Source organism: Proteus sp. PR00208, assembly GCF_016238545.1.
Classification (GTDB): domain Bacteria; phylum Pseudomonadota; class Gammaproteobacteria; order Enterobacterales; family Enterobacteriaceae; genus Proteus.
The window spans coordinates 45,470-69,693 of the sequence record NZ_JAEHQE010000020.1; the positions used below are offsets into that span (position 1 = coordinate 45,470).

Annotated in this window: 12 protein-coding genes; 6 read left to right on the plus strand and 6 right to left on the minus strand. The window is 35.1% G+C overall.

The window, feature by feature from the left end; all coding sequences use genetic code 11:
- Positions 1-28: 28 nt before the first annotated feature.
- From speA to JEP36_RS13730, 3 genes are all read left to right on the plus strand, one after another.
- The gene (gene speA, locus JEP36_RS13720) at positions 29-1,936 is read left to right on the plus strand and encodes a biosynthetic arginine decarboxylase (RefSeq protein WP_198620923.1); all 1,908 of its coding nucleotides are present in this window, start codon (positions 29-31) and stop codon (positions 1,934-1,936) included.
- A 102-nt stretch (positions 1,937-2,038) separates the two neighbouring features.
- A complete protein-coding gene (gene speB, locus JEP36_RS13725) occupies positions 2,039-2,959 on the plus strand; it encodes an agmatinase (protein WP_198620924.1) in 921 nt (306 codons plus the stop codon).
- Between the two features lie 196 nt (positions 2,960-3,155).
- On the plus strand, positions 3,156-10,256 hold the full coding sequence (locus JEP36_RS13730; RefSeq protein ID WP_198630354.1) for an anthrax toxin-like adenylyl cyclase domain-containing protein: 7,101 nt from the start codon (positions 3,156-3,158) through the stop codon (positions 10,254-10,256).
- A 94-nt stretch (positions 10,257-10,350) separates the two neighbouring features.
- Here JEP36_RS13730 and mutH read toward each other — a convergent pair whose 3' ends face one another.
- The 6 genes from mutH to leuA all read right to left on the minus strand — a co-directional run bounded on the left by mutH (position 10,351) and on the right by leuA (position 18,277).
- A complete protein-coding gene (gene mutH, locus JEP36_RS13735) occupies positions 10,351-11,028 on the minus strand; it encodes a DNA mismatch repair endonuclease MutH (protein WP_198620926.1) in 678 nt (225 codons plus the stop codon).
- 623 nt (positions 11,029-11,651) lie between these two features.
- Positions 11,652-13,331, minus strand: coding sequence for an HTH-type transcriptional regulator SgrR (gene sgrR, locus JEP36_RS13740; RefSeq protein ID WP_198630355.1), 1,680 nt, complete (start codon positions 13,329-13,331; stop codon positions 11,652-11,654).
- A gap of 267 nt (positions 13,332-13,598) precedes the next feature.
- Positions 13,599-14,201: a 3-isopropylmalate dehydratase small subunit gene (gene leuD, locus JEP36_RS13745; protein WP_198620835.1), complete on the minus strand. Its 603-nt coding sequence runs from the start codon at positions 14,199-14,201 to the stop codon at positions 13,599-13,601.
- Between the two features lie 11 nt (positions 14,202-14,212).
- A complete protein-coding gene (gene leuC, locus JEP36_RS13750) occupies positions 14,213-15,622 on the minus strand; it encodes a 3-isopropylmalate dehydratase large subunit (protein WP_198620834.1) in 1,410 nt (469 codons plus the stop codon).
- A gap of 1 nt (position 15,623) precedes the next feature.
- Positions 15,624-16,715 carry a 3-isopropylmalate dehydrogenase gene (gene leuB, locus JEP36_RS13755; RefSeq protein ID WP_198620833.1) on the minus strand — a complete coding sequence of 364 codons (1,092 nt, stop codon included), beginning with the start codon at positions 16,713-16,715 and terminating at the stop codon, positions 15,624-15,626.
- A gap of 2 nt (positions 16,716-16,717) precedes the next feature.
- Positions 16,718-18,277 carry a 2-isopropylmalate synthase gene (gene leuA, locus JEP36_RS13760; protein ID WP_109371162.1) on the minus strand — a complete coding sequence of 520 codons (1,560 nt, stop codon included), beginning with the start codon at positions 18,275-18,277 and terminating at the stop codon, positions 16,718-16,720.
- 869 nt (positions 18,278-19,146) lie between these two features.
- Between leuA and leuO the strand changes: the two genes are divergently transcribed.
- The 3 genes from leuO to cra all read left to right on the plus strand — a co-directional run bounded on the left by leuO (position 19,147) and on the right by cra (position 23,647).
- Positions 19,147-20,091 carry a transcriptional regulator LeuO gene (gene leuO / locus JEP36_RS13765; protein WP_109371160.1) on the plus strand — a complete coding sequence of 315 codons (945 nt, stop codon included), beginning with the start codon at positions 19,147-19,149 and terminating at the stop codon, positions 20,089-20,091.
- 519 nt (positions 20,092-20,610) lie between these two features.
- Positions 20,611-22,416, plus strand: a complete 1,806-nt coding sequence (locus tag JEP36_RS13770; RefSeq protein WP_198620832.1) for an AMP-dependent synthetase/ligase — start codon at positions 20,611-20,613, stop codon at positions 22,414-22,416.
- Between the two features lie 223 nt (positions 22,417-22,639).
- Positions 22,640-23,647 (plus strand): catabolite repressor/activator, encoded by a 1,008-nt coding sequence (gene cra, locus JEP36_RS13775; protein WP_075670767.1) that lies wholly within the window; start codon positions 22,640-22,642, stop codon positions 23,645-23,647.
- The last annotated feature ends 577 nt before the right edge of the window (positions 23,648-24,224 follow it).

A 24,224-nucleotide genomic window follows, 5' to 3' on the forward strand; every position in this document is an offset into this window, starting at 1 on the left:
TAAACTCATACTCCCTAAGGAGAATGTCATGAATGATAACATCGCTCGTAAGATGCAGCAGACCTATAACATTGCATATTGGGGGGGCGGTTACTATTTAGCGAATAATCGGGGAAATATTAGTGTTTGCCCTAATCCTGATGTTCCTGATGCTACTTTTGATTTAACCGAATTGGTTAAACGAGTTCAAGAAGAGCAACCAAACCTGCGTTTACCTGCACTTTTTTGCTTTCCACAAATACTACAACATCGTTTACGTTCGATTAATGCCGCGTTTCATCGCGCGCGTGAATCCTATGGTTATAAAGGTGACTATTTTTTAGTTTATCCAATTAAAGTTAACCAACAACGTCGTGTGATTGAGTCATTAGTGAATGCAGGAGAGCCTTTAGGTTTAGAGGCTGGCTCTAAAGCGGAATTAATGGCAGTACTTGCTCATGCCAATATGACAAGCTCTGTGATTGTTTGTAATGGTTATAAAGACCGTGAGTATATTCGCTTAGCACTCACAGGTGAAAAACTTGGGCATAAAGTTTTCTTAGTCATTGAGAAAATGTCTGAGATTAAAATGGTTCTTGAAGAGGCTGAACGTTTAGAAGTTATTCCACGTTTAGGCGTTCGCGCTCGTCTTGCTTCTCAAGGATCAGGCAAATGGCAGGCAAGTGGTGGTGAAAAATCAAAATTTGGTTTAGCTGCGACACAAGTTCTGCAATTAATTGATATGTTACGCCAAGCTGACCGCTTAGATAGCCTGCAATTACTGCATTTCCATTTGGGATCACAAATGGCGAATATCCGTGATATCGCAACGGGTGTTCGTGAATCTGCACGCTTCTATGTTGAACTGCACAAATTGGGCGTAAATATTCAGTATTTTGATGTGGGTGGTGGTTTAGGTGTGGACTATGAAGGTACACGCTCACAATCTGATTGCTCTGTTAACTATGGCCTTAATGAATACGCGAATAACGTTATTTGGGCGATTGGTGACGCATGTGATGAAAATGATTTACCACATCCAACTGTTATTACTGAATCAGGTCGTGCATTAACGGCACACCATACCGTATTAATTTCTAATGTGATTGGCGTTGAGCGTAATGAATTTACGGCAATTACACCACCTGAAGATGATGCTGCAAGACCGATTGCAAGTCTTTGGGAAACATGGGAAGAGATGCAAACTAAGGGGCATAGCCGTTCATTACGTGAATGGTTACACGATAGCCAATTAGACTTACACGATGTGCATACTCAATATGTTCACGGCATGTTAAGCCTGACAGAGCGTGCATGGGCAGAAGAGCTGTATTTGAATATCTGTCGTCGTATTCAGTATGATTTAGATCCAAGTAATCGCGCTCATCGTCCTATTATTGATGAGTTACAAGAACGTATGTCAGATAAGTTCTATGTTAACTTTTCATTGTTCCAATCTTTACCTGATGCATGGGGTATCGACCAGTTATTCCCTGTATTACCTATTGAAGGGCTAGATAAACCTCTTGATCGTCGCGCAGTGTTACTCGATATTACTTGTGACTCAGATGGTATTATTGACCATTATGTTGATGGTGATGGTGTTGAAACAACAATGCCAATGCCCGCTTATGATCCTGAATATCCACCCATGATCGGTTTCTTTATGGTAGGGGCATATCAGGAAATTTTAGGCAATATGCATAACTTATTTGGTGATACGGCAGCTGTTGACGTTTACCTTGATGAGAAAGGTAACCTGACTTACGAGCAAAGTGAAGAGGGTGATACGGTTGCCGATATGCTCCAGTACGTTAAGTTAAATCCTACCGTGCTGTTAGATCGTTTCCGTACTCAAGTAAAAAATGCACAGTTAGATGAAGCGTTACAAGAGCAATTCCTGACTGAATTTGAAAGTGGTTTATACGGTTATACGTATCTGGAAGAAGAAGAGTAATTCTTCACTTTCCAATGCAAGAGTGATGTTATTAAACATCACTCTTTATCTATCATATTGATTGTATGTTGCTTATTTTAAATAAGTAACAGAGGTAATAGCATGAAAAATAGTACGTTAGGTAATGAGACTGATAATTCATTGATCTCTAATGCATTTGGTTTTTTACGTTTTCCACTGAATTTTCAGCCTTACAGCAGTGATGCAGATTGGGTTATTACGGGTGTGCCTTTTGATATGGCAACATCAGGTCGCGCAGGAACTCGTCACGGACCGGGCGCTATTCGTCAAATCTCAACGAATTTAGCGTGGGAAGGTAACCGCTGGCCGTGGGATTTCGATATGCGTGAACGTTTAAGCGTCGTCGATTGTGGTGACTTAGTTTTTAACTTCGGTGATGCACAAGATATGAGCGATAAATTACAAGCTCATACAGAGAAATTATTAGCGGCAGGTAAAAAATGTTTAACGTTTGGTGGTGACCATTTTGTCACATTACCGTTATTACGTGCCCATGCAAAACACTTTGGTAAAATGGCATTAGTTCATTTTGATGCACATACCGATACTTATGGTAATGGTAGTAAATTTGACCACGGTACAATGTTCTTCCATGCACCAAATGAAGGATTAATCGATCCTAACCACTCTGTTCAAATTGGTATTCGTACTGATCATGACAGTGATAATGGTTTCACTGTATTGGATGCAGCGCAAGTTAACGATCGTGGTGTGGCTGATCTTGTAGATCAGATCAAAGGTATTGTTGGCGATTTACCTGTTTATCTCACTTTTGATATTGACTGTCTTGATCCTGCGTTTGCACCAGGAACAGGAACACCCGTTGTCGGTGGATTAACAACAGATAAAGCGCTGAAGATCTTACGTGCATTGCAACCGTTAAATATTGTCGGTATGGATGTAGTTGAAGTTTCTCCAGCTTACGATCAATCTGATATTACTGCGCTTGCAGGGGCAACAATTGCACTTGATATGCTTTATTTGCAGGCAGCTAAAAAATAACTTCGCTTGATGTCTATTAAATAAAAAATAGCTTCATAATATGAAGCTATTTTTTTATAAAATAACTATTCTTGTTCTTACTCGTTTTATTATAATTATACATCTTATTTTAATGTGTGTTATTTTTTATATTTACATTAATGAAATAATGCAATTATTTTTCAGATAAATAAATTATTTAAATGGAAAATATAAAATGGAAGAAAATAAATTATTAATAGATAATGATGAATCATATCGATTTACACTCATAAAAGCAGAGACAGATATCTTAAAAAAAGTAAGAAATGATAAAATAAATGCATATTATTCATTAAATGATAAAAGAAAGAACACTAACGAAAATGTCATTATTCTTCTGAGTGAAGCAGATGAAATAGAAAAAAACTATCTTAGATATGTAGATGAATATCATGCGGCTGGATATGATTTATTTATTGTTGATGTATCAAAAAACAAAAATGCAGGTTCTGATTTATTAGAACATCTTTGGTTACAGCATAGAGGGCAATTACCTCAAAATATTTTCATTCATGGAAATAACGATCAAAGAGAAAATGCGCTTTTATTATATGCAAATAATATTGCCAAGAATAATGAAATAAAAGGCATTATATTAAGTAGTTATCTTCCTAAAAATGAATTTATTTTTCCATCAGATTTGGAAATAAATACAAATATTTATTTCTCTTATGAAAATCCTGACGAGGACTATAACAATAATCTCATCTATAATGAATTATTAAGTAAAAATAAAAAAGTAAAAAAAATCAGCTTCACAAATAGAGAAGAATATAATAGCTTTTCAGAATTAAACAAAAAAGAAAATAATAAGATATTAAATTCATTAGGTTATAATAATCATAGAAAAAAGGAGTTAAACGAAGTAAAAATAGGTATGCCAATTAAAGATCAAGCGATATTTTCTCAGATAGCAGAAGAAAAAGGGCTTATTATTGGTGTAAGACCGATCGATACTAACTCAACTTCATTAATTTCATCGGGAGAATATAGTAGTAAGAGTTTAGCTATCAAGGCGAAAAGTTCTGATTGGGGACCTATGGCTGGTTTTATTCCTGTCGATCAATCACTGGCTAAAGCATCGGCACAAAAAGATCTATTGAAATATAAGGACGCAGTAGCAGATGCAATAAAAACAGGCGTTGCATCTGTGAGTGAGCTTTATCTTTCTACCGAAAGAGTGGACGAATTGATGGAGAGCAAGGTGATCAATTATCCTTATGATAAAGATTCACCTTTAACTTTTGAAGTCATACACAATAATAAAACACATGAGTTCTTTTTAGAACCACAAATAATAGAAGGAAAACAGTATTATTTAGTTCAACACCATAATCGACTTGAAGTAGAGCCTGTATTGGTGATAGCTGATCCTATATCAAATAAACCGATGATTGCGGATTATGATCTATTTACGGTGATTTATCCTTATAGCCATTTAGGAACAAATACACGGGTTAATATGCCTGTATCTTGGGAGGAATGGAAACAAAGTGTGAATTACTCTGAACTCACTGATAAGCAAAAAATATTGTACAATAATCAATTATTATATGAAAAAAATGAAGGACATCAATTAGGGTTTATTAGTCAGCAAATAAAAGAACTAAAAAATGAACTAAACACAGCATTGGGGCGATCAATAGGGATGGAAATAGTCCATCATGGTGCCGATGATGCTAATCCCTTTGCAGTAATTCATGATAATTTTCCTGCCACTTTTTTTGTTCCTAAATCACTATTTGATAAATCCCTTAATTCAAAAAATCAAACATTACATGATTTATTTTATATTAATAATAATGGCACTGTTGTATTACAATCACCAGATGAATTTTCAAAGTTTCAGCAATTTATGATTGATTTAGGTTATATTGCGCCTTTAAATGAAAAATGGAACAATGGGATCAATGATAATTATTTTACAAATAAACGAAAGATCTCAGCCTCATTTATTGATACAAAAAATGAAGTAGGACGAAAGTTAAGCATAGATAAAAAAGATAAATATACGTTAGAACATGAAGCTTCACTTAATAAGTTTAATGAAGGTTCTTATGTTAAAAATAATACAATTTCGTCTAAAATAGAACTCAATAATAATGCTAGGAATGAAATAACTTTATTATCATCAGAATATAATCGTAAAAATGATCTTTTAAATAAGATGACTAATAAAAATCATCTTCTATCTACAAAAGAGAGAATCGAATTTTATTCTAAAATAAGAGATATACAATGGTTTAAAAAAGTAGGTTATCAATTACTTGAGTCATTGATTAAGACAGATGGACTTTTTTTGAATAGAACGAATGAAACTAGTTTAATTAGTGTCTTTTCTTTATTATCTAAATATTCTGATATTGATACACCAATATATAAATCATTTACTGTTAAAAATAGTGATGTTTTAAAAAATAATTATGAAAAAGGAAATTTGCTCGCTTTTGATGGTATTTTTCATGGCTTTAGTAATATTGAAAAAGTAAAGAAAACATCGTCTGATAATGTGTATGTTTCTATTGTTGGAAAGCACCGAGCTAAACCATTAACAAGTCTTCATTCAGGTAGTTCAGAAAGAGCAATTATTGCACCGGGAACACATCTTCGTGTAATAAAAAATAAAATTATCAATAATAAAAATTACGTTGTATTAGAAATTGCTAATGAAATAAATTATCAAGAGCCCGTTTTTGATTTATATGACGGAGAATTAAAAGGCATTGGTATTGATAAGTATAGAACGACATTTAACGAAAAAACGGAAAGAAAGATAAATTCTTTCCAGCTGAATAATATTTTTGGAGCTTGGTGTGGTGAATCACTAGGATCAGTCACTATTAAAAATGTGATAGATAAAATTATCGAAGGCAAAATTTCAGTTGAATATGCAATACATAAATACTTTAAAGAAATTTCAGAGGTTTTCTCTATTGATAATAGCACCTTATTATCCAATAAATTATATATTGCTCTTTATGATCCATTAATGAGTAAAGCGTTTAATCAGTATGTGAATGAAAATATAACCTTAGAAGCATGGAAAAACAGCTATGATTTTAACTATTTAAACGATACTATAACTGATAATTTAAATAGAATTAAATTATTAATAAATAATATTTATGATATACCAAAATCGATTGATTATTTAAGTGACGCATCAATTGATTTACTCTCTCATTATTTTAATGAACCTAATAAAAATAAATTGACAGTTGATTTATTGAAAATAGCTTTAAATGAACAAGAGTATAATATTGCTATTAATGATGTTGATTATTTAATCTCATTAAATAGTAATAAAGATATTTTATCATCATTTGGTATAAACGAAGTACGAGCATTAAGTCAAAAAAGATCACATGAGAATAAATCAACTGATAATTTATTTGAATTAAGCTTAGGGCTTAATAATAGTGAAATTGTAGAGGATAAAATAAAAATCCATGATATCGAAGTAGACAAAAGACTACTTATCAGCTTAGGTGCGAAAATTAATAATAAAAAAATAGAGCATACGGATATTTTTGAAAAAAATCATGATTATTCTAATTTTACATTCGATGCGGATAAGCTAAATGATTATTTCTTATGTGCTTCGGGAACAGATGATGATAAAACAGCTATTTCTATTATTAGAAGCTTATTAAATAATAAAGAAGAGAATATAAAAAAATTAATTTCAATTAATGCTGAGCGTATTGATTATCTTGCAAGTTATGAACGATTAGTTAAAATTCTAGAATTAGAAAAAGTCCCATTTGATGAACATTATTGGGAGAGCATCAGAAAACCTTCATTAAAAATACCTAGACATATGAAAATATTGAGTAAGGTAGGTTATGCTAATATTGGTTATTCCATGTGGCAGTCTGTTAATAATACTTTTTCTTTAGCAGAACAACTCAATAACCCAAATATATCTTTACAACAACGAAAAGAAATCATTACTGACTTGTCCTTAATGTGGTCTGAAATGGCATTTAATGGGGTTTCTGAAATAATTGAAATTGCAATAGCAAAAGGATTATTGCGATATCGACACAACCCTTTGGAATATGTGAGTAAGATAAGCACGCGAGTAGGGATTGCGCTTAATGTGCTTTCAGTTGGATTTGATATTTATCATGCTTATGATAATTTCAGCCGTATTTCAGGTGAGACTGATGAAAAGAGAAAAATTGATTATATCGTTAATGGTTCATTCGCGATTGTTTCAGGGCTTGTTACTGTCGGCATTTCTATAGCTATACTTGCAGGTTCAACAATTGCAGGACCTATTGGTATTGTCGCGAGTACTTTGATTGCATTGGCAACTTCAATTTATAATGCAGTAAGATTAATTGAAGAGGCAAAAAAACAAGTCAATTTTACACCTATGGAGGAATTAAATAATGGTTTTCATGCCTTTCTTATGGGCGATATTATGCCAGATAAGAAAAATGAGATAATATATTTAGACACCGAAAATCAACTTGAAGAGATGATTGATAAAAAAGCGTTAACTCATTATGAAGAAATAAAAGAACAGAGCCCAAATAGTAGCTATTTTTATACAAATGAAAAACAGATTTATCAAGAACATTATTATTATAAAGTTATTTCTACATTAATAGAAGAAACAGTCGATTCTATTTTAATACCTTCAAAAGATTTTATTTCTCAGCGAATAGCACAAAATATGAGCCAAAAAGAAGCTGAAGAAATGTCAGCGCTTCATCCTAATCTGCGTGCGAAAAAAACAGTCTATAAATATTATTTACCTAAAGAAGCGATTGCCACAGATGAAAAACTTATTTTTGATATGGATTTTTATATTAATGAGTTAAACCGATATACAATAAAAATTGCTTCTGACGACGAAGATGCTATTTTTGGCGAGATAGTGGATGAAGATTTTTTTAAGAATAGTAAAACGACTAAAGAATATGTAATTAATAAATTAGGAGAAAGTAAATTAGAGAATGGATTAATAAAAACTAATAATATTGAAAAATACTATACTTCGGATTGGCATGAAAATGCAGTGCTTTATTTTAACACACATAATGGTAATGATATTATTGCAGCACCCTCAATAACTCAAAATACATTCGATATTTATAATGGCACTAAGCGATTAAGTGGTGGTGAAAAAGATGATGTATTTAATGTCTTTACATCAGAGTCACCTTATTATGCGAGTCGTTTTTATGGTAGAGAAGGAAATGATACACTTCGCCTGATAAAAACCACAGGTAAATACACGGGTTATAAAGTCGATTTACAACATAATTACGTTAAATTTCAAAACTCAGAAGATAAAACTAATAGCCAAAGTTTTCATTCAAAACTTTATCTTTATCAAAGTGAAGGGCGTTTTTATTCGAAAAAACTTATTGATACAATGCCTAATATAGAGTTACAAGATCAGCAAGTCATTGCGTATTTAGACAGTATTGAAAATGTTATTGGCAGTGAAACAGGTGATGATTATATTTTGGGTAATGAAGAGGATAATTATTTAAATGGTGCTGGTAGTGTTGATCATTTATATGGTAAAGGGGGAAATGATACACTTGTATTAAATGAAGGTTATGCTGAAGGGGGGGAGGGCAATGATAGCTATGTTATTTTACGTTCTTCTTTAGAACAGAGTTATAATAAATTATTTGAAACTATAATTAATGAAACTAATAATTTCGGATCTAGTGTTGTAAGGTTTAATTATTGTTTTGATGAGATAACATCAATAAAACGTAATAAAAAAGATATTATTTTTGATTTTAAAATTAATAATGAAAATCAGGAGGGAAAATATATTTATCATTCTGTGACATTGAAAAATGTTTATGATGATTCAGTAAATAATACGCATTCACATCGTTATACATTAATAACTCAAGATGGTTTTACACTCACGTTGGATGAAAGTACTAAAGATAAGGTATTATACAAGTTTAGTTATTTAGAAAAATATAATGAATCAAAATTAGCAATTAAAGATTTTTATATTAATGAGTATGATAATTTAGTTGTGACTGCTTTTAAAAGTCAGAGTCGAAATATAAAATTATTGCCAGAGTTTAAATATAGTGGTTTCTCATCTGGAACAAATTTACGATTTGGTATTCACGGGAATAACCAAAATAATCATTATTTTGGTATTGAGGCTAACTCATACATTAAATTAAGTCAGGGAAATGACAGTTATCAAATAAAAACATTTTTAACAAACAATAACAATGAAAGGGTAAATATCTCACTATCTGACTATATCGATAAACTAACTGATGCTGATGTGAGCCATTTCTTTTTAACAGATATAAGTGGTTTTGATTTAACATTTAAAGATGGCCTTTTATCTCATCGCTATCTTCCTGATGATTATTTAACGCTATCTTTCGATTCAGAGCTATTAAATAAAATCGTCGATACAAACGTGAGTATTCGATTAATAGATAAAGATAATATTGTTTTTACATTACCAACTAAAGATAGCTATTCAAATTTGCTAATGCCTGTAGTTAATTTGAATTTAAATATAAGTAATAATGATGATTTATTAGTGATCCCTGAATCACTTATTTTAAATAAAGAAGCATTATCTGCCTATGGTGTTAATTCAGTAGTGCCTTATTCAACTCCATTATCAGTAGCACTTGCAGATAAACCGAAAGAACTCATTGATTTATTGCCTATTATTGAACTGAATGATGGGAATGATATTGTTATTAATCATAATAATATAAGCTCAGTTATTGATGGTGGGAAAGGTGATGATAATATTCTTGTCAATAAAGGGCATCATATTTTAATTGCTGGAGAAGGTAATGATCGCTTGAGCGGAGGTGAAGGCAACGATCTGTTAATTTCTCAATTTGGTCATGATTATCTGAGTGGGGGTGAAGGTAACAATGTATATGTGGTGCAAAAACGGCAAAGTCATGTGACTGTTTATGATGAAGGAAAAAACAGTCATATTTTTGTGACTGGATTGACGGAAAATGAAACATTGATTTCATCTCAAGTGGGTAATAATACACAGTATCAAACTGAAGATAAGCAATTTACGCTAACTGTAAAAATGGCAGCAAATGAGGTGAATGAAAAAGAACAGAAACCTGTTATTTCGATGACTGAAACATCCTCAGAGCTATCATTACAAGGGGTGGCAAATATTATCCAAGATATGGCAATATTCAATCAGCAACAATTTACTGTCGTAAACAATCATGAAACTATGTCGCTATCGACATGGTCACCTTTGGCATTAGTGGAAAAGCAGTTGTGATTTTTTAATCATTGAGATGCCATAACTTAAAAAAACAGCTCCAATTTGATTTGGGGCTGTTTCACAGATAACAAATATCTTAACTACGATAACGTTAAAGCTGAAAATAACGAGCAAGCAGTGGAGCGGTAAAATTCTTTTTTAAATAAAAGCCTCTGGGTAATGTCATAATACGTTGTCCATTTTCACCAATGGCTTCGGTTAATGCCTTGCTGTTAGCTGCTTTAGGACGGATTTGTAAGACTTGTCCGTGGCGTGCGGTAATGCTTTCTACTTTACCCAACACAATCATATCCATTAGCTCTTCCCAATCATGACGTAATAATTCTTCTTCCGTCCTATTAGGGCTCCAAAGTAATGGAGAGGCGACGCGACGTTGTGCTAATGGTATTTCCCTTTCTCCTTCAACAGGCACCCATAATACTTTTGAGAGTTTACGTTTTACATGGCTATTTTCCCATGTAATACCGCTGTTTCCGGTTAATGCTGCGACACAGACAAAAGTTGTTTCCAAAGGCATACCTAATCTATCAATTGGAATTGTTTTGAGTTCAATGCCCAACTCACTGAAGTCTTGCTCAGGTTTGCTACCTGCACTTGCACCTAAATAATATTCCAACAACATACCTACCCAGCCTTTATCTCTTTTAAGATCAATTGGGATAGGAAGTTGTGCAAAAGAGGCAAGTTCACCAAAAGTATAACCTGCAAGCGCTTTTGCTCGTTCGAATAAAACTTGCTCATTTTCGGGCGCTACTGGTGGCGTAAACATAGTTATTATCTTCTTGTATAAATAATAGACAGAAAAAACAGGTTATTGATAACGTATTTAGCTTTATTTCATTTAAATCATAATAGCATGATATATCATCATTTTTTTGAGTTAACTCGCCAATTGAAATTTATAATTCTAAGTTGTGCACGGTTATCCTGAAATCATAAACAGGCTTTTGCACTAGGTTATCCACAGCTTTATGGGATAACTCACAGAAAGTGAGATCACTGTTCTGATTTACAGCCTTGACTTTTGCAGATATTTGCCAAAATTATCCTATTTTGTCTAACTAATCGGCATAACCTGTGGATAAAACACCCTATGGTTATTTTTTGTGCGATTTAAGCAGGGGAGTATTTTAATTGTTTTACCCAATCGCTGAAATAGGCATTGAAATATAGCTATTAATTTGAATTATAAGTGATATTTTAAAATTTATATCAACAGCCTTTCTAACAATATAAAAACTATACCCTGATTATCTCACTCTTTTTCACATAGATATCCACAGAAAAAGTGAATAAATCCCCTAAGCATTTATGTGGGTGTTTATAACTTTCAAGGTTTCTGTGAATTAACGCAAATAATGGCTAATCCGTATGCTGAAAAGAGACGATAACCTATTTTAATCTTGGTGTATCGATATCAGGTGTAAACCACGCTGATTTAAAATCAAACCAGCCAAAAGTATTCATTTTGACACCTCGTATGGTTCTCTGCCCTTGTAGCTCTAATAAATGGTGAAATAGAGGGTAAAGCCAAATATCTTGTGTTAGCTGGCGACACCACTCTTCAAGTGGCAAAGATTTTTGATGCCATAATGTGAGCTCTTGTGAGAACGGTGCTCCCAAACATTGGTGAAAGAGGGGTAATTCATAAAGTGCAGCAAAAATTGAGAACTCTAAAGGCTTATAAAAATTCACTGTCGCTAACCAAATATCACTATTAGCTTCACCGTAATACCATTGTTCATAATCAAGTACTTGAATGGTTAGTTCAATATCATACTGAGATAAAATACTTTCTATTAAGTCTGCAATAGTACTGTATTCATGATGCTCTTTATAAAGCGTGACAGTGAGTTTTGTTAATGAAGCTGGTTTAGGATGTTGGCGTATTAATTTACTGTGATGCCAATGAAGTAATAAGCCATAAGCGGGAGACCAATGACGTTGATAGAAAGGATCACAATGAGTGAGCATATTAACAGGGGTCAATACACTGCTTAACCATTCCCTTATTTCAGTCTGTTGGCACAGTTTTGAGCGACTATCATAGAGAAGAAAATAACACCCTTCCTCTTTACGACTTTCTAATGAATCTTTATTGGTATCATCGTCCGTTAAATGAATAGTTGAACAAACCATCTTGTTATTCAGTTCAGGAACGACCCAAATATCAATTTCATCTAATAATGCCCGCAAGCCAAAATAGCGATTAAAGGCCTTGATTTGCAGCTTATGTTTATCATTAGCGATAACTTGATAAGCGCCTGTGCCAATAGGGTGTTGTGCAAAAGAGGGAAGTGATGCCCATTCTTGCGGCAAAATAACAGCTTGTGGACTCCCTAATAACGTTGCAAATTGCTTATCAGCTTCGCTTAAGTAAATGTCGAGCACATAAGGTTGGGGCGAGGAAATTTGTTCTATATGGGCATAAAGAGGATTGCAGTGTTTCATTCTCATTAAAGAAGTGCTGATATCTTCAAGTGTAAGCTCTCGACCATGATGAAAATAGATAGAGGGACGTAAATAAAATCGCCAATGTTGCTCTGTGAGCATTTGCCAATGATGAGCTAATTCCGCTTCTACTTCCCCATTTTCCTCTTTTAGATGCACCAACGAATTGAATATTTGGCTCATTAAATGCAATTCAGAGCGCCTTAATGGTGTTCCTGGTAATAAATTTTTAAAGGGACGGTAGTAAATAATACGTAGTAATTGTTGACCGGGATGAAAGCTTTTTTCAATTTGTGAGAGCACCATTTGGCGTACAGAATCTTTATCACCCATTAGTGCTACAAGCTTTTCAATATCATTATCTTCTATTAGTCTTTCGGCGCGATTTTGTTGGATCTCAAGTGCATTAGAATGAAAAATAAGCGTGGATTTTTTACCTCGACCGACTTCTGCTTGCCAATTTATCCAACCTATTTCTTGCATTTTATTTAATAAAGAGCGGACATGACGACGTGTGCAATGCAGGGTTTGTGCTAATTCTTGTAACGTTGTTTCGGTTGCTTTTCCCTGAAAGGCTTGCCATAAGCGAATAAATTGTAACTCTAAGCGGGGTGAGGTCATAAAAGAGGAAATCCCTTGATAAAGTGATCAATTTTAATTTCCTTATATTAGACCGATAATGCCTGTGTTTAAAGTTAGCTCTCATGTTAGTTATCACAAATTACGAATACTGACAGACTCCCCCATTTGAGCATTCGGTGATTACCGGCCAGTGATACGGATCACTGGCTTTTTTATTTGAGCAAAAAAAAGCCGTAAATGAATTTACGGCAAGAATGACAAAGTAAACATCACAGAAAGTAGAAGAAGGTGAAAAAATTACTGTAGTTAGCGCATAAAGGTGGGTTGTTTTGCCTCGTAAGCACTAATATCATCTTGGTGTTGCAGCGTTAATCCAATGCTGTCTAATCCTTCAATCATGCAGTGACGGCGAAATGAGTCGATTTCAAAAGAGAAATGTAATTCACCCGCTCTAACCTCTTGTGCCACTAAATCTACGGTAATTGGTGTACCAGCATGTTCTTTTACCCAATCAAATAATTGTGAGATTTCATCATCACTTAATTTGATGGGTAATAATTGATTGTTAAATGAATTTCCGTAAAAAATATCAGCAAAGCTGGGTGCGATAACGGCGTGAAAACCATAATCAGTTAATGCCCAAGGTGCGTGTTCACGAGATGATCCACAACCAAAGTTTTCTCGTGCTAATAAAATAGAAGCGCCTTGGTAAATTGGCTGATTTAAAATAAATGTAGGATCAGGCTGAGTGCCTTCGTCATCCAAAAAACGCCAATCATGAAACAGGTGTTTACCAAAACCAGTACGCGTCACTTTCTGCAAAAATTGCTTAGGAATAATGGCGTCGGTATCCACATTTGCTGCATCTAAAGGAACCGCAATACCCGTGTGTTGAGTAAATTTATTCATTGTGTTCTCCTTTAAGATGCCACTGCAAATGTACGAATATCTGCAAAATGACCATTAATAGCAGCAGCTGCCGCCATTGCAGGACTAACTAAGTGTGTTCGACCTCCACGACCTTGGCGGCCTTCAAAGTTACGGTTGCTGGTAGATGCACAGCGTTCGCCTGGATTTAATCGGTCGTTATTCATGGCCAAACACATTGAACAACCCGGTAAGCGCCATTCAAAACCTGCTTCAATAAAGATTTTATCTAAGCCTTCCGCTTCCGCTTGGGCTTTAACCGGCCCTGAACCCGGAACAACAATCGCTTGAACATGAGAGGCGACTTTATGACCTTTGGCTATTTCAGCGGCAGCACGTAAATCTTCAATACGAGAATTTGTACAAGAGCCAATAAAGACTTTGTCGATAGCGACATCTGTTAAGTTAACGCCTTCACTTAATCCCATATAAGCCAAGGCTTTTTCAGCAGAGGCACGTTCAACAGGATCGTTAAAACTGTTTAATAATGGAACAATTTGGTCAATCGCAATGACTTGGCCTGGGTTGGTTCCCCATGTGACTTGTGGTGCGATATCGGCAGCATTGATAGTCACTGTGGCATCAAAGATTGCATCATCATCAGATTTTAAGGTTCTCCAATAAGTGACGGCTTCATCCCATGACTGATCTTTAGGCGCAAATTGACGCCCTTTTAAGTAGTCAAAAGTGGTGTCATCAGGTGCGACTAAACCTGCTTTAGCTCCCATCTCAATTGCCATGTTACATAAGGTCATTCGACCTTCCATGCTTAAGGCTTCAATGGCTTCACCTGCAAATTCAACGATATAGCCTGTACCCCCCGCACTGCCTAATTTGCCGATAATGGCTAATACGATATCTTTTGCCGTGATCCCAATGGCTGTTTTACCCTGAACTTCGATTTTTAATGTTTTAGCACGAGACTGTTTTAAGGTCTGAGTTGCTAAAACATGTTCAACTTCTGAAGTACCAATCCCAAAAGCTAATGAACCAAAAGCGCCATGAGTTGCTGTATGTGAATCACCGCAAACAATAGTCATTCCCGGTAAGGTTATGCCTTGTTCTGGCCCCATTACGTGAACAATTCCTTGATAAGGATGATTTAAGTCATACAACGTGACACCAAATTCTTGGCAGTTTTTCATCAACTCTTGCATTTGAATTCTTGCCATATCACCACAAGCATTAATATCTTTAGTTTGTGTTGATACGTTGTGATCCATCGTTGCAAAGGTTTTATTCGGTTGACGAACAGGGCGACCTTTTGTCCTTAATCCATCAAAGGCTTGAGGCGATGTCACTTCATGCACTAAATGCCGGTCGATATACAGAATGGGTGTTTCATCACTCACTTCTCTGACAACATGTGCATCATAAATTTTTTGATATAATGTTTTACCCATGTTATGCCCCTTCACGAATATATTGAGCGATACGATCACCCATTTCGGCGGTTGTGATTGCGTTACCATCACCCGCTAAATCTGCGGTGCGATAGCCTTTTGCTAACACTTGTGTGATAGCATCTTCAATGGCTTGAGCTGCATTATCTTCATTAAAGCTATAACGTAATAACAGTGCGGCAGACAGAATTTGTGCAATAGGGTTAGCAATGTTTTTACCTGCTATATCAGGAGCTGAACCTCCAGCTGGTTCATATAAGCCAAAGCGTTCTTCGTTAACACTGGCAGATGGCAACATTCCCATAGAGCCAGTGATCATTGCGCATTCATCAGATAAAATATCGCCAAAAATATTGGAGCACAGCAACACATCAAACTGAGAAGGATCTTTAATTAACTGCATTGTTGCGTTATCGATATACATATGCTGAATTTCAACATCTGGGTATTCTTTTGCGATCCCTGTTACCACTTCACGCCATAAAATAGAGCTTTGTAATACGTTAGCTTTATCAATTGAGGTTACTTTATGACGGCGTTTACGTGCTGATTCAAACGCAAAGCGTGCAATACGTTCAATTTCATAACGATGATAAATTTCAGTATCAAAAGCACGCTCTTGTGCACCTTCACCTTCACGACCTTTAGGTTGACCGAAATAGATACCGCCTGTTAATTCACGTACACATAAAATATCAAAACCACGTTGTGCAATATCGGCTCGTAATGGGCAGTAGGCTTCTAAACCTTCATATAAGCGAGCTGGGCGTAAATTGCAGAACAATTTAAAATGCTTACGTAATGGTAATAAAGCACCACGTTCTGGCTGTTCATTTGCAGGTAAATGTTCCCATTTAGGACCACCGACTGAACCAAATAAAATCGCATCAGCTTGTTCACAACCTACTAAAGTATCTGCGGGTAACGGAGTACCATGATTATCAATGGCAATGCCACCGATATCGTATTCTTTTGTTGTGATATTGAGTGAGAAGCGCTCACTAACTGCCTTCATCACTTTTTGTGCTTGAGCCATGACTTCAGGGCCAATACCATCTCCGGGTAATACTGCAATATGATAATTTTTTGACATAATTAAACCGCTTCTTGTGTTGTGTGTTGTTTGCGTTTTTCTATTTCGACTTGCTCTGAGCGCCAAATGCTATTAATAACGTGGATCATGGCATTTGCTGATGAACCTACGATGTCAGTTTCTAAACCCATTCCATGAAATTTACGTCCTTGATATTCAACGACGATATCAACTTGCCCTAAGGCGTCTCTGCCTTCACCTTTAGCTGTTAATTGGTAAGTGACTAATTTCAACGGATAACCTGTTGCGCGAGAGATGGCTTGATAAACCGCATCGACGGGACCATTACCCGTTGCTGCTTCAGTAATTTCTTTATCACCATGAGTAATGCTGACACTCGCGGTAGCAACGGTTGATGAACCCGATTGAGTATTAAAATAATTCATTACAAACTCATCAGGCTCTTGTTGCTGTTGTCCCATAAATGCTAAAGCTTCCAAATCGTAATCAAAGACTTGGCCTTTTTTATCAGCCAAACGTAAGAAGGCAGAATATAAAGTATCCAAGTTATAATCTGTTTCACGATAACCCATCTCTTCCATACGATGTTTAACTGCCGCACGACCTGAGCGAGAAGTTAAATTCAGTTGCACTTCTTTTAATCCGATAGATTCTGGAGTCATGATTTCGTAGGTTTCGCGGTTCTTCAAAACGCCATCTTGGTGAATACCCGATGAATGCGCGAATGCATTGGAGCCAACAACAGATTTATTAGCATGAATTGGCGTATTACATAATTGGCTGACTAATTGGCTGGTGCGATAAATTTCTTTGTGATTAATCCGTGTCTGAACATTCATCATTTGTTCACGGACTTTTATCGCCATAATGACTTCTTCTAATGCGCAGTTACCTGCACGTTCGCCTAAGCCATTAATTGTCCCTTCGACTTGTCTTGCACCCGCTTGTACTGCGGTAATTGAGTTAGCGACCGCCATGCCCAAATCGTCATGACAGTGAACAGAAATAATAGCTTTATCAATATTGGGAACACGCTCAAACAAGTTGGTGATAATGCCACCAAACTGATAAGGCGTTGTATAGCCTACGGTGTCTGGAATATTAATGGTGGTTGCACCAGCATTAATTGCGCTTTCAACAATTCGACATAAATTATCGATATGAGTACGTCCCGCATCTTCGCAAGAAAATTCCACATCATCGGTATAGCGACGAGCTCGTTTTATTGAGTTCACGCCCATTTCAATAATATCTTCGAATGATTTCTTCAATTTATGTTCAGCATGCAATGCCGAGGTTGCCAAGAACACGTGGATACGAAAAGCTTCTGCGACTTTTAAAGACTCTGCTGCAACATCAATATCGTTATCAACACAGCGTGCTAATGCACAAATACGGCTATTTTTGATTTCGCGTGCAATGGTTTGTACGGATTCAAAATCACCGGGAGAAGAAACAGGAAAGCCCGCTTCAATGATATCCACACCTAAACGCTCTAAAGCGTAAGCAATTTGTAACTTCTCTTTTACGCTTAAGCTCGCCTGCAATGCTTGTTCACCATCTCTCAATGTAGTATCAAAAATAATCACGTCATGGCTCATAATCTGTTCCTTTCTCTTTTTATTTGCTGTTTGCGCTCTCCCAGGTATAAAAAAACCCGCGACTAGCGCGGGTTTTCTCTCTAAGGGCAGGTGTGTTTCACTTTTTACCCATAAGCCGACCGCGCATAAAAGTTGCGAGTAGTAGTAGGCTTGATAGTAAAATTGCGTTTGACATGAAACATCCTTAGATAAGTTCTCAATAATCTGTATTTATTGATACCTAATACCAATAAAGATGTCAAGTGTTGGAATTTATTAATTCATTTGTCAGTGTTATTTATAAATTTTTCATAGTGATTCTGGCTAATATCTAAATTTTTACTAATGATTATAACTATCAAGCATTCATTGATTGGGTTAATGTTCCATACGTTGTTTGAAAAAGAGTGAAATGAAAAATTAAACAATTGTTTGCTTTTTTTTTAATCAGCCAGTGGGTAGGGGAAAAAGAGGGGGTTAGGGGAGGAATAATTGACAAATGTGAGCAACGTTTTGAATGTAAGAATAAAAATCATTGTATTATAAAAAATAATAGATATCGGATACCTATTTTAGGAATGAAAGTACATTATTTTATTATGATTTTTATCATACTTTGTTTTATTATTTGCAAGGCAGAAGGTAAAACAGGTTGTAATATATATTGATATAATCATTTTCTATACATGTAATTTTAATGTCAAAATTAATTTCTTATATGAAATATGTTTTTTTATTGATATGAAAATTATGTTTTTAGTTATATACATGGATGATGAATAATAAATTTTAATAAATAGTTTAAGTAATAGTTAAAGCTTATTTATTATTAATAATATATTAGTTAATAATGTTTATTTGACTATTATGATAACATAGTGGAGTAAGAAATGACGGATTACACATCAGCAACAGTTACCAGCAGAGAATCAGCAGATATGCATTTACGTAATGTTGATCTTAATTTATTAACGGTATTTGATGCTGTTATGCAAATGCAAAATGTTACCCGTGCTGCGCAAGTACTGGGCATGTCACAACCCGCAGTGAGTAATGCTGTATCTCGCCTTAAAGTTATGTTTAATGACGAATTATTTGTTCGCTATGGACGCGGTATTCAACCTACATTAAGAGCTAAACAACTTTTTGGCCCAGTAAGACAAGCCTTACAATTGGTTCATAACGAGCTTCCTGGAGCAGGATTTGAACCAGAACAAAGTGAGCGTATATTTAATTTATCTATTTGTAGTCCTCTAGATATAAAACTAGCACCCAAAATAGTTGAACAAATTAAAAATGAAACACCTAATATTAACGTTAATATTAAGTCTTATTTAAATAGCAATATAGAACACCAATTAAAATATCAAGAAGTTGAGTTCTTTATTAGCTATAAGGAATTTGAAAAGACTGAATTTCATTCACAACCACTATTTAATGACGAAGTTGTTTTAGTCGTTTCTAATAAACATCCTCGTATTAAAGAGAGTGTGACCCAAGAGATGTTATTAAATGAGCAACATTCCATTGTTTCTTTAGATGATATTGGTTCATTTAGTGCGCCTTATTATAAAGATACTCATTTGGAAGATTTAATCACTTATCAAGGAACCGATTTAAATAGTGTATTAAATATTGTATCTAGAACTTATTTGGTCGCTATTGCACCAAGATGGTTAGTTGAAAGTTATTCTGAGCAATTAGATATTAAAGCTGTGTCGTTACCTTGGGAAAAAACAGAGCGTCCATGTTACTTGATTTGGCATGAGTCAACAGCGCGTGATAAAGGCCACTTATGGATGAAAAATTTATTAAGTGAAGTTTGTCAAAAATAGAGTGTTTTTGCTCATAATTAGTTTTTTTTACTAATTATGCAGAAATAGTGGCAGATAACGTTAGCTATTCGGCTAATGACCAAAATGGCGTTTATGCAGTTAGGTAAACTAAATTGGATTGCTGTCACTATTTTTGCCCTTTCTTTGTAATAATGACTCTTATTTGTATTATACTGTGCTAAACCTATTTTTTTTCACTAATATTCTCCTCTCTATATTGTCATTGATTAAGTTATAACAATTACCTATTGTTATTTATCAGCTTTTCTTTTCGGCTTTCCATAAAAAATAAGATCATCATATTTAGTTTTCTCACGATGATGAGATAGCCTTTTTTGACAAAACTTTTCATAACTCACAATTTTACAAATTTATGTAAAATTGAATTCCTTTATTTTGGTGGATCACTTAGACTTTTATTCGAGTCAGCGAACATGTGTAAGCTGAAATTGTAAGGGAGACATTTTCTCCATTTCGGTTTCATAACACGGTCGCTTTTCCATAAATAGCAGGAAAATTATGATAACTAATAATAATCTTCATGATTATCATATAATTAGAAGATTGCAGATGCAATTTTTGCACAGCGGGAATAAAATTGCTTATCGTCAGTGGGATGCTAAGCGCAATATCGAAATGTCTTGGGAGTCGGTTGAAAAGAAAACACGCGCGCTCTCAAATGCATTGTTAGAAATGGGTGTGGATATTCAAGAAAATATTGGGATCTTTTCTCAAAATACCATTGATTGGTCTTTAGCTGATATTGCTTCTTTGCAGCTACGTGCAGTAACTGTTCCTCTTTATGCAACAAGTAGTGTTGAACAAGCCGCTTACATTTTAAATGATGCGAATATTCGTATTCTTTTTGTTGGCGACCAAAAGCAATACGATATTGTTTCTGAATTATTAGCGTTATGTCCTCAGCTTGAACATATTATTGTGTTTAACTCTGATGTTGTGTTAAACGAAAATATACCTTCATGTTATCTGGAAAATTTAATTAACCAGTCAACATTTCAGCATGATGACGTGTTAAAACAGCGTATTAATGAATGCAATTTAGATGATCTGTTTACTCTGATTTATACATCAGGAACCACAGGTGAACCTAAAGGCGTTATGCTTGACTATACAAGTCTAGCATCACAACTTTATCTACATGATGAGCGTCTCTCATTATCTGATAAAGATGTTTCTCTCTGTTTCTTACCTCTTTCTCACGTTTTTGAACGCGCGTGGAGCTTCTATGTGATGCATACAGGTGCGGTTAACGTGTATTTGACTGACACTCATGCTGTCAGAGAGGCAATGAGTGCGGTTAAACCTACCGTGATGTGCGCCGTTCCTCGCTTTTATGAGAAAGTGTATAGCGCTATTCAAGATAAAGTGTCTCAAGCTTCAGTGTTTCGTCAATTTATCTTTAAATGGGCGATAAAGCAGGGTGAAAAACAGCGTGAAGCACAACTAAATCAACGTCAACAGGGCTTTATTTCCCGCTTATGTTATCGTTTTGCAGATAAAAAAGTGTTAAGTCCAGTGCGTCAAATTTTAGGTGGGCGAGTTCGCTTTTTACCTGCGGCAGGAGCGCGTTTAGATGATGCTGTGATCCGCTTCTTCTTGGCTACTGGTATCAATATTAAATATGGCTATGGTATGACAGAAACCTGCGCCACAGTTTCATGCTGGGAAGAGAACAAATATAAATTAGGTTCTATTGGCACCCCATTGCCGGGCGTCGAAGTGCGTATTGGCGCAGAAAACGAAATCCAAGTACGTGGCAGCATTGTCATGAAAGGGTATTTCAATAAGCCTGAAGATACGGCGGATGCCTTTACAGAAGATGGATGGTTACGTACCGGAGATGCTGGTGCACTTGATAGTGATGGCATGTTATTTATCACTGAACGTTTAAAAGATTTAATGAAAACGTCAAATGGTAAATACATTGCACCACAAATGATCGAAGGAACATTAGGGCAAGACCGCTTTATTGAGCATATTGCGGTGATCGCAGATACACGCAAATTTGTTTCTGCACTTATCGTACCTTGCTTTGATGCATTAGAAGAACACGCGCGTGCATTAAATCTAAAATATCAAGATCGTATGGAATTATTACGCCATACTAAAATTAAAGAGCTATTTGATGAACGTTTACGTGAAATGCAAAAAAACTTTGCAAGTTTTCATCAAGTTAAGCGCTTTACTCTTCTTGCTGAAGGCTTTTCTATGGAATCGGGTGAATTAACACCAACATTGAAACTTCGCCGTAAAATTATTTTTGAACGCTATCGAAATGAAATCGAATTAATGTATCAAGATTAATTTTAATTGATGAAAAAGCACCTAAATGGTGCTTTTTTCTTTTGAAATTACTTATTGATAGATAATAATGATTGAAATAATTGATAAAAGACATAAACGGAAACGTTGACGCATACGGTTTTATCAGTAAATTGTGTTAAAATGCAAACTCAGATCAGCATGATGACTGAAATTCATAGCAATATGTAATAAATAACACATTTAATAATTAAAAGAGGCTAATGTGAAACTGGATGAAATCGCCCGCTTGGCTGGTGTTTCACGAACAACAGCAAGTTATGTCATTAATGGTAAAGCGAAACAGTACCGTGTAAGTGACAAGACTGTTGAAAAAGTGATGGCGGTGGTCAGAGAGCATAATTACCACCCGAACGCTGTTGCCGCGGGATTACGTGCTGGTCGTACGCGTTCTATTGGTTTGGTTATTCCTGATTTGGAAAATACCAGTTATACCAGGATCGCAAATTACCTTGAACGACAAGCGCGTCAACGCGGTTATCAATTACTGATTGCCTGTTCAGAAGACCAGCCAGACAACGAAATTCGTTGTGTTGAGCACTTACTGCAACGTCAAGTTGATGCCATTATTGTTTCAACAGCATTGCCACCAGAGCATCCTTTCTATCAGCGTTGGGCAAATCGTTCATTACCGATTATTGCGTTAGACCGAGCATTAGAAAGTGAGCATTTTATCAGTGTTGTTGGCGATGACTTAGAAGACGCCAAAATGCTGGCAACAGAATTAAAAGCATTCCCTTCGCAATCTGTACTCTATTTAGGCGCACTTCCTGAACTCTCTGTGAGTTTTTTACGTGAACAAGGTTTCCGTAATGTATGGAAAGATGATCCTAGAGAAGTCACCTACCTATATGCAAATAGCTATGAACGAGAAGCTGCTGCGGCTGCTTTTTCTGAATGGTTAAATAACAATCCAATGCCTGATGCGTTATTCACTACCTCTTTCGCTTTATTACAAGGGGTTATGGATGTGACATTACAACGTAGTGGTCGTTTACCAACACAATTGGTTATTGCGACTTTTGGTGATCATGAGTTATTGGATTTCCTTGAATGTCCTGTTTTATCTGTCGCTCAACGACATCGTGATATTGCAGAACGTGTGTTAGAACTTGTTCTTGCGAGTCTTGAAGAAGAACAAAAACCGCAAGCAGGAATTACACGTATTCGTCGTGATTTATGTCGTCGAGGCAGTTTGGGGCGTGCGCGTTAATTGATGTCGCTCTGTTGGTAATTATCTGCATTTATACTCATCCCTGTTTTATTAAATTAAAACGGGGATGTTTTATTTGATTTAAGAATGTCGAATTGCTTAGAGAATATTAAATTTGAGATTAATCTTAAGCGTTTTTTTACTATTTCTCGCATTTTGCTAAATTAGTAGATTGAATTTTGACATATCCATAAGTGATATTGCTTAAATTTAATGAGTAATTAATTTTATTTTGGGAAACTTAAGAAAAAAAGAAATAACTATCTTCATGATATTGAATTATTTTTTTTCGTCTTGCTGTTTTTGTTTATATAAAAGCAACCTCAAATTATTATGTTGGCTAAAGGTAAATGAACTGCAATAAATTAGTTTTTTATAATAAAAATCATGATTTACTTATTATGATTTCTTTATCTGGTTTTCTTCCTTGTAATCGCTATAAATAATTACTTTTCGTGATTAAAAATAGAATTTGAAAAATAACCTCTATTAATCATAGTGTTAATATTTCTTTTTTTCTTTTTGTCGATAATTTAAACATTCCAGAGTATCTACCAAATTACTGTAAATATAAATA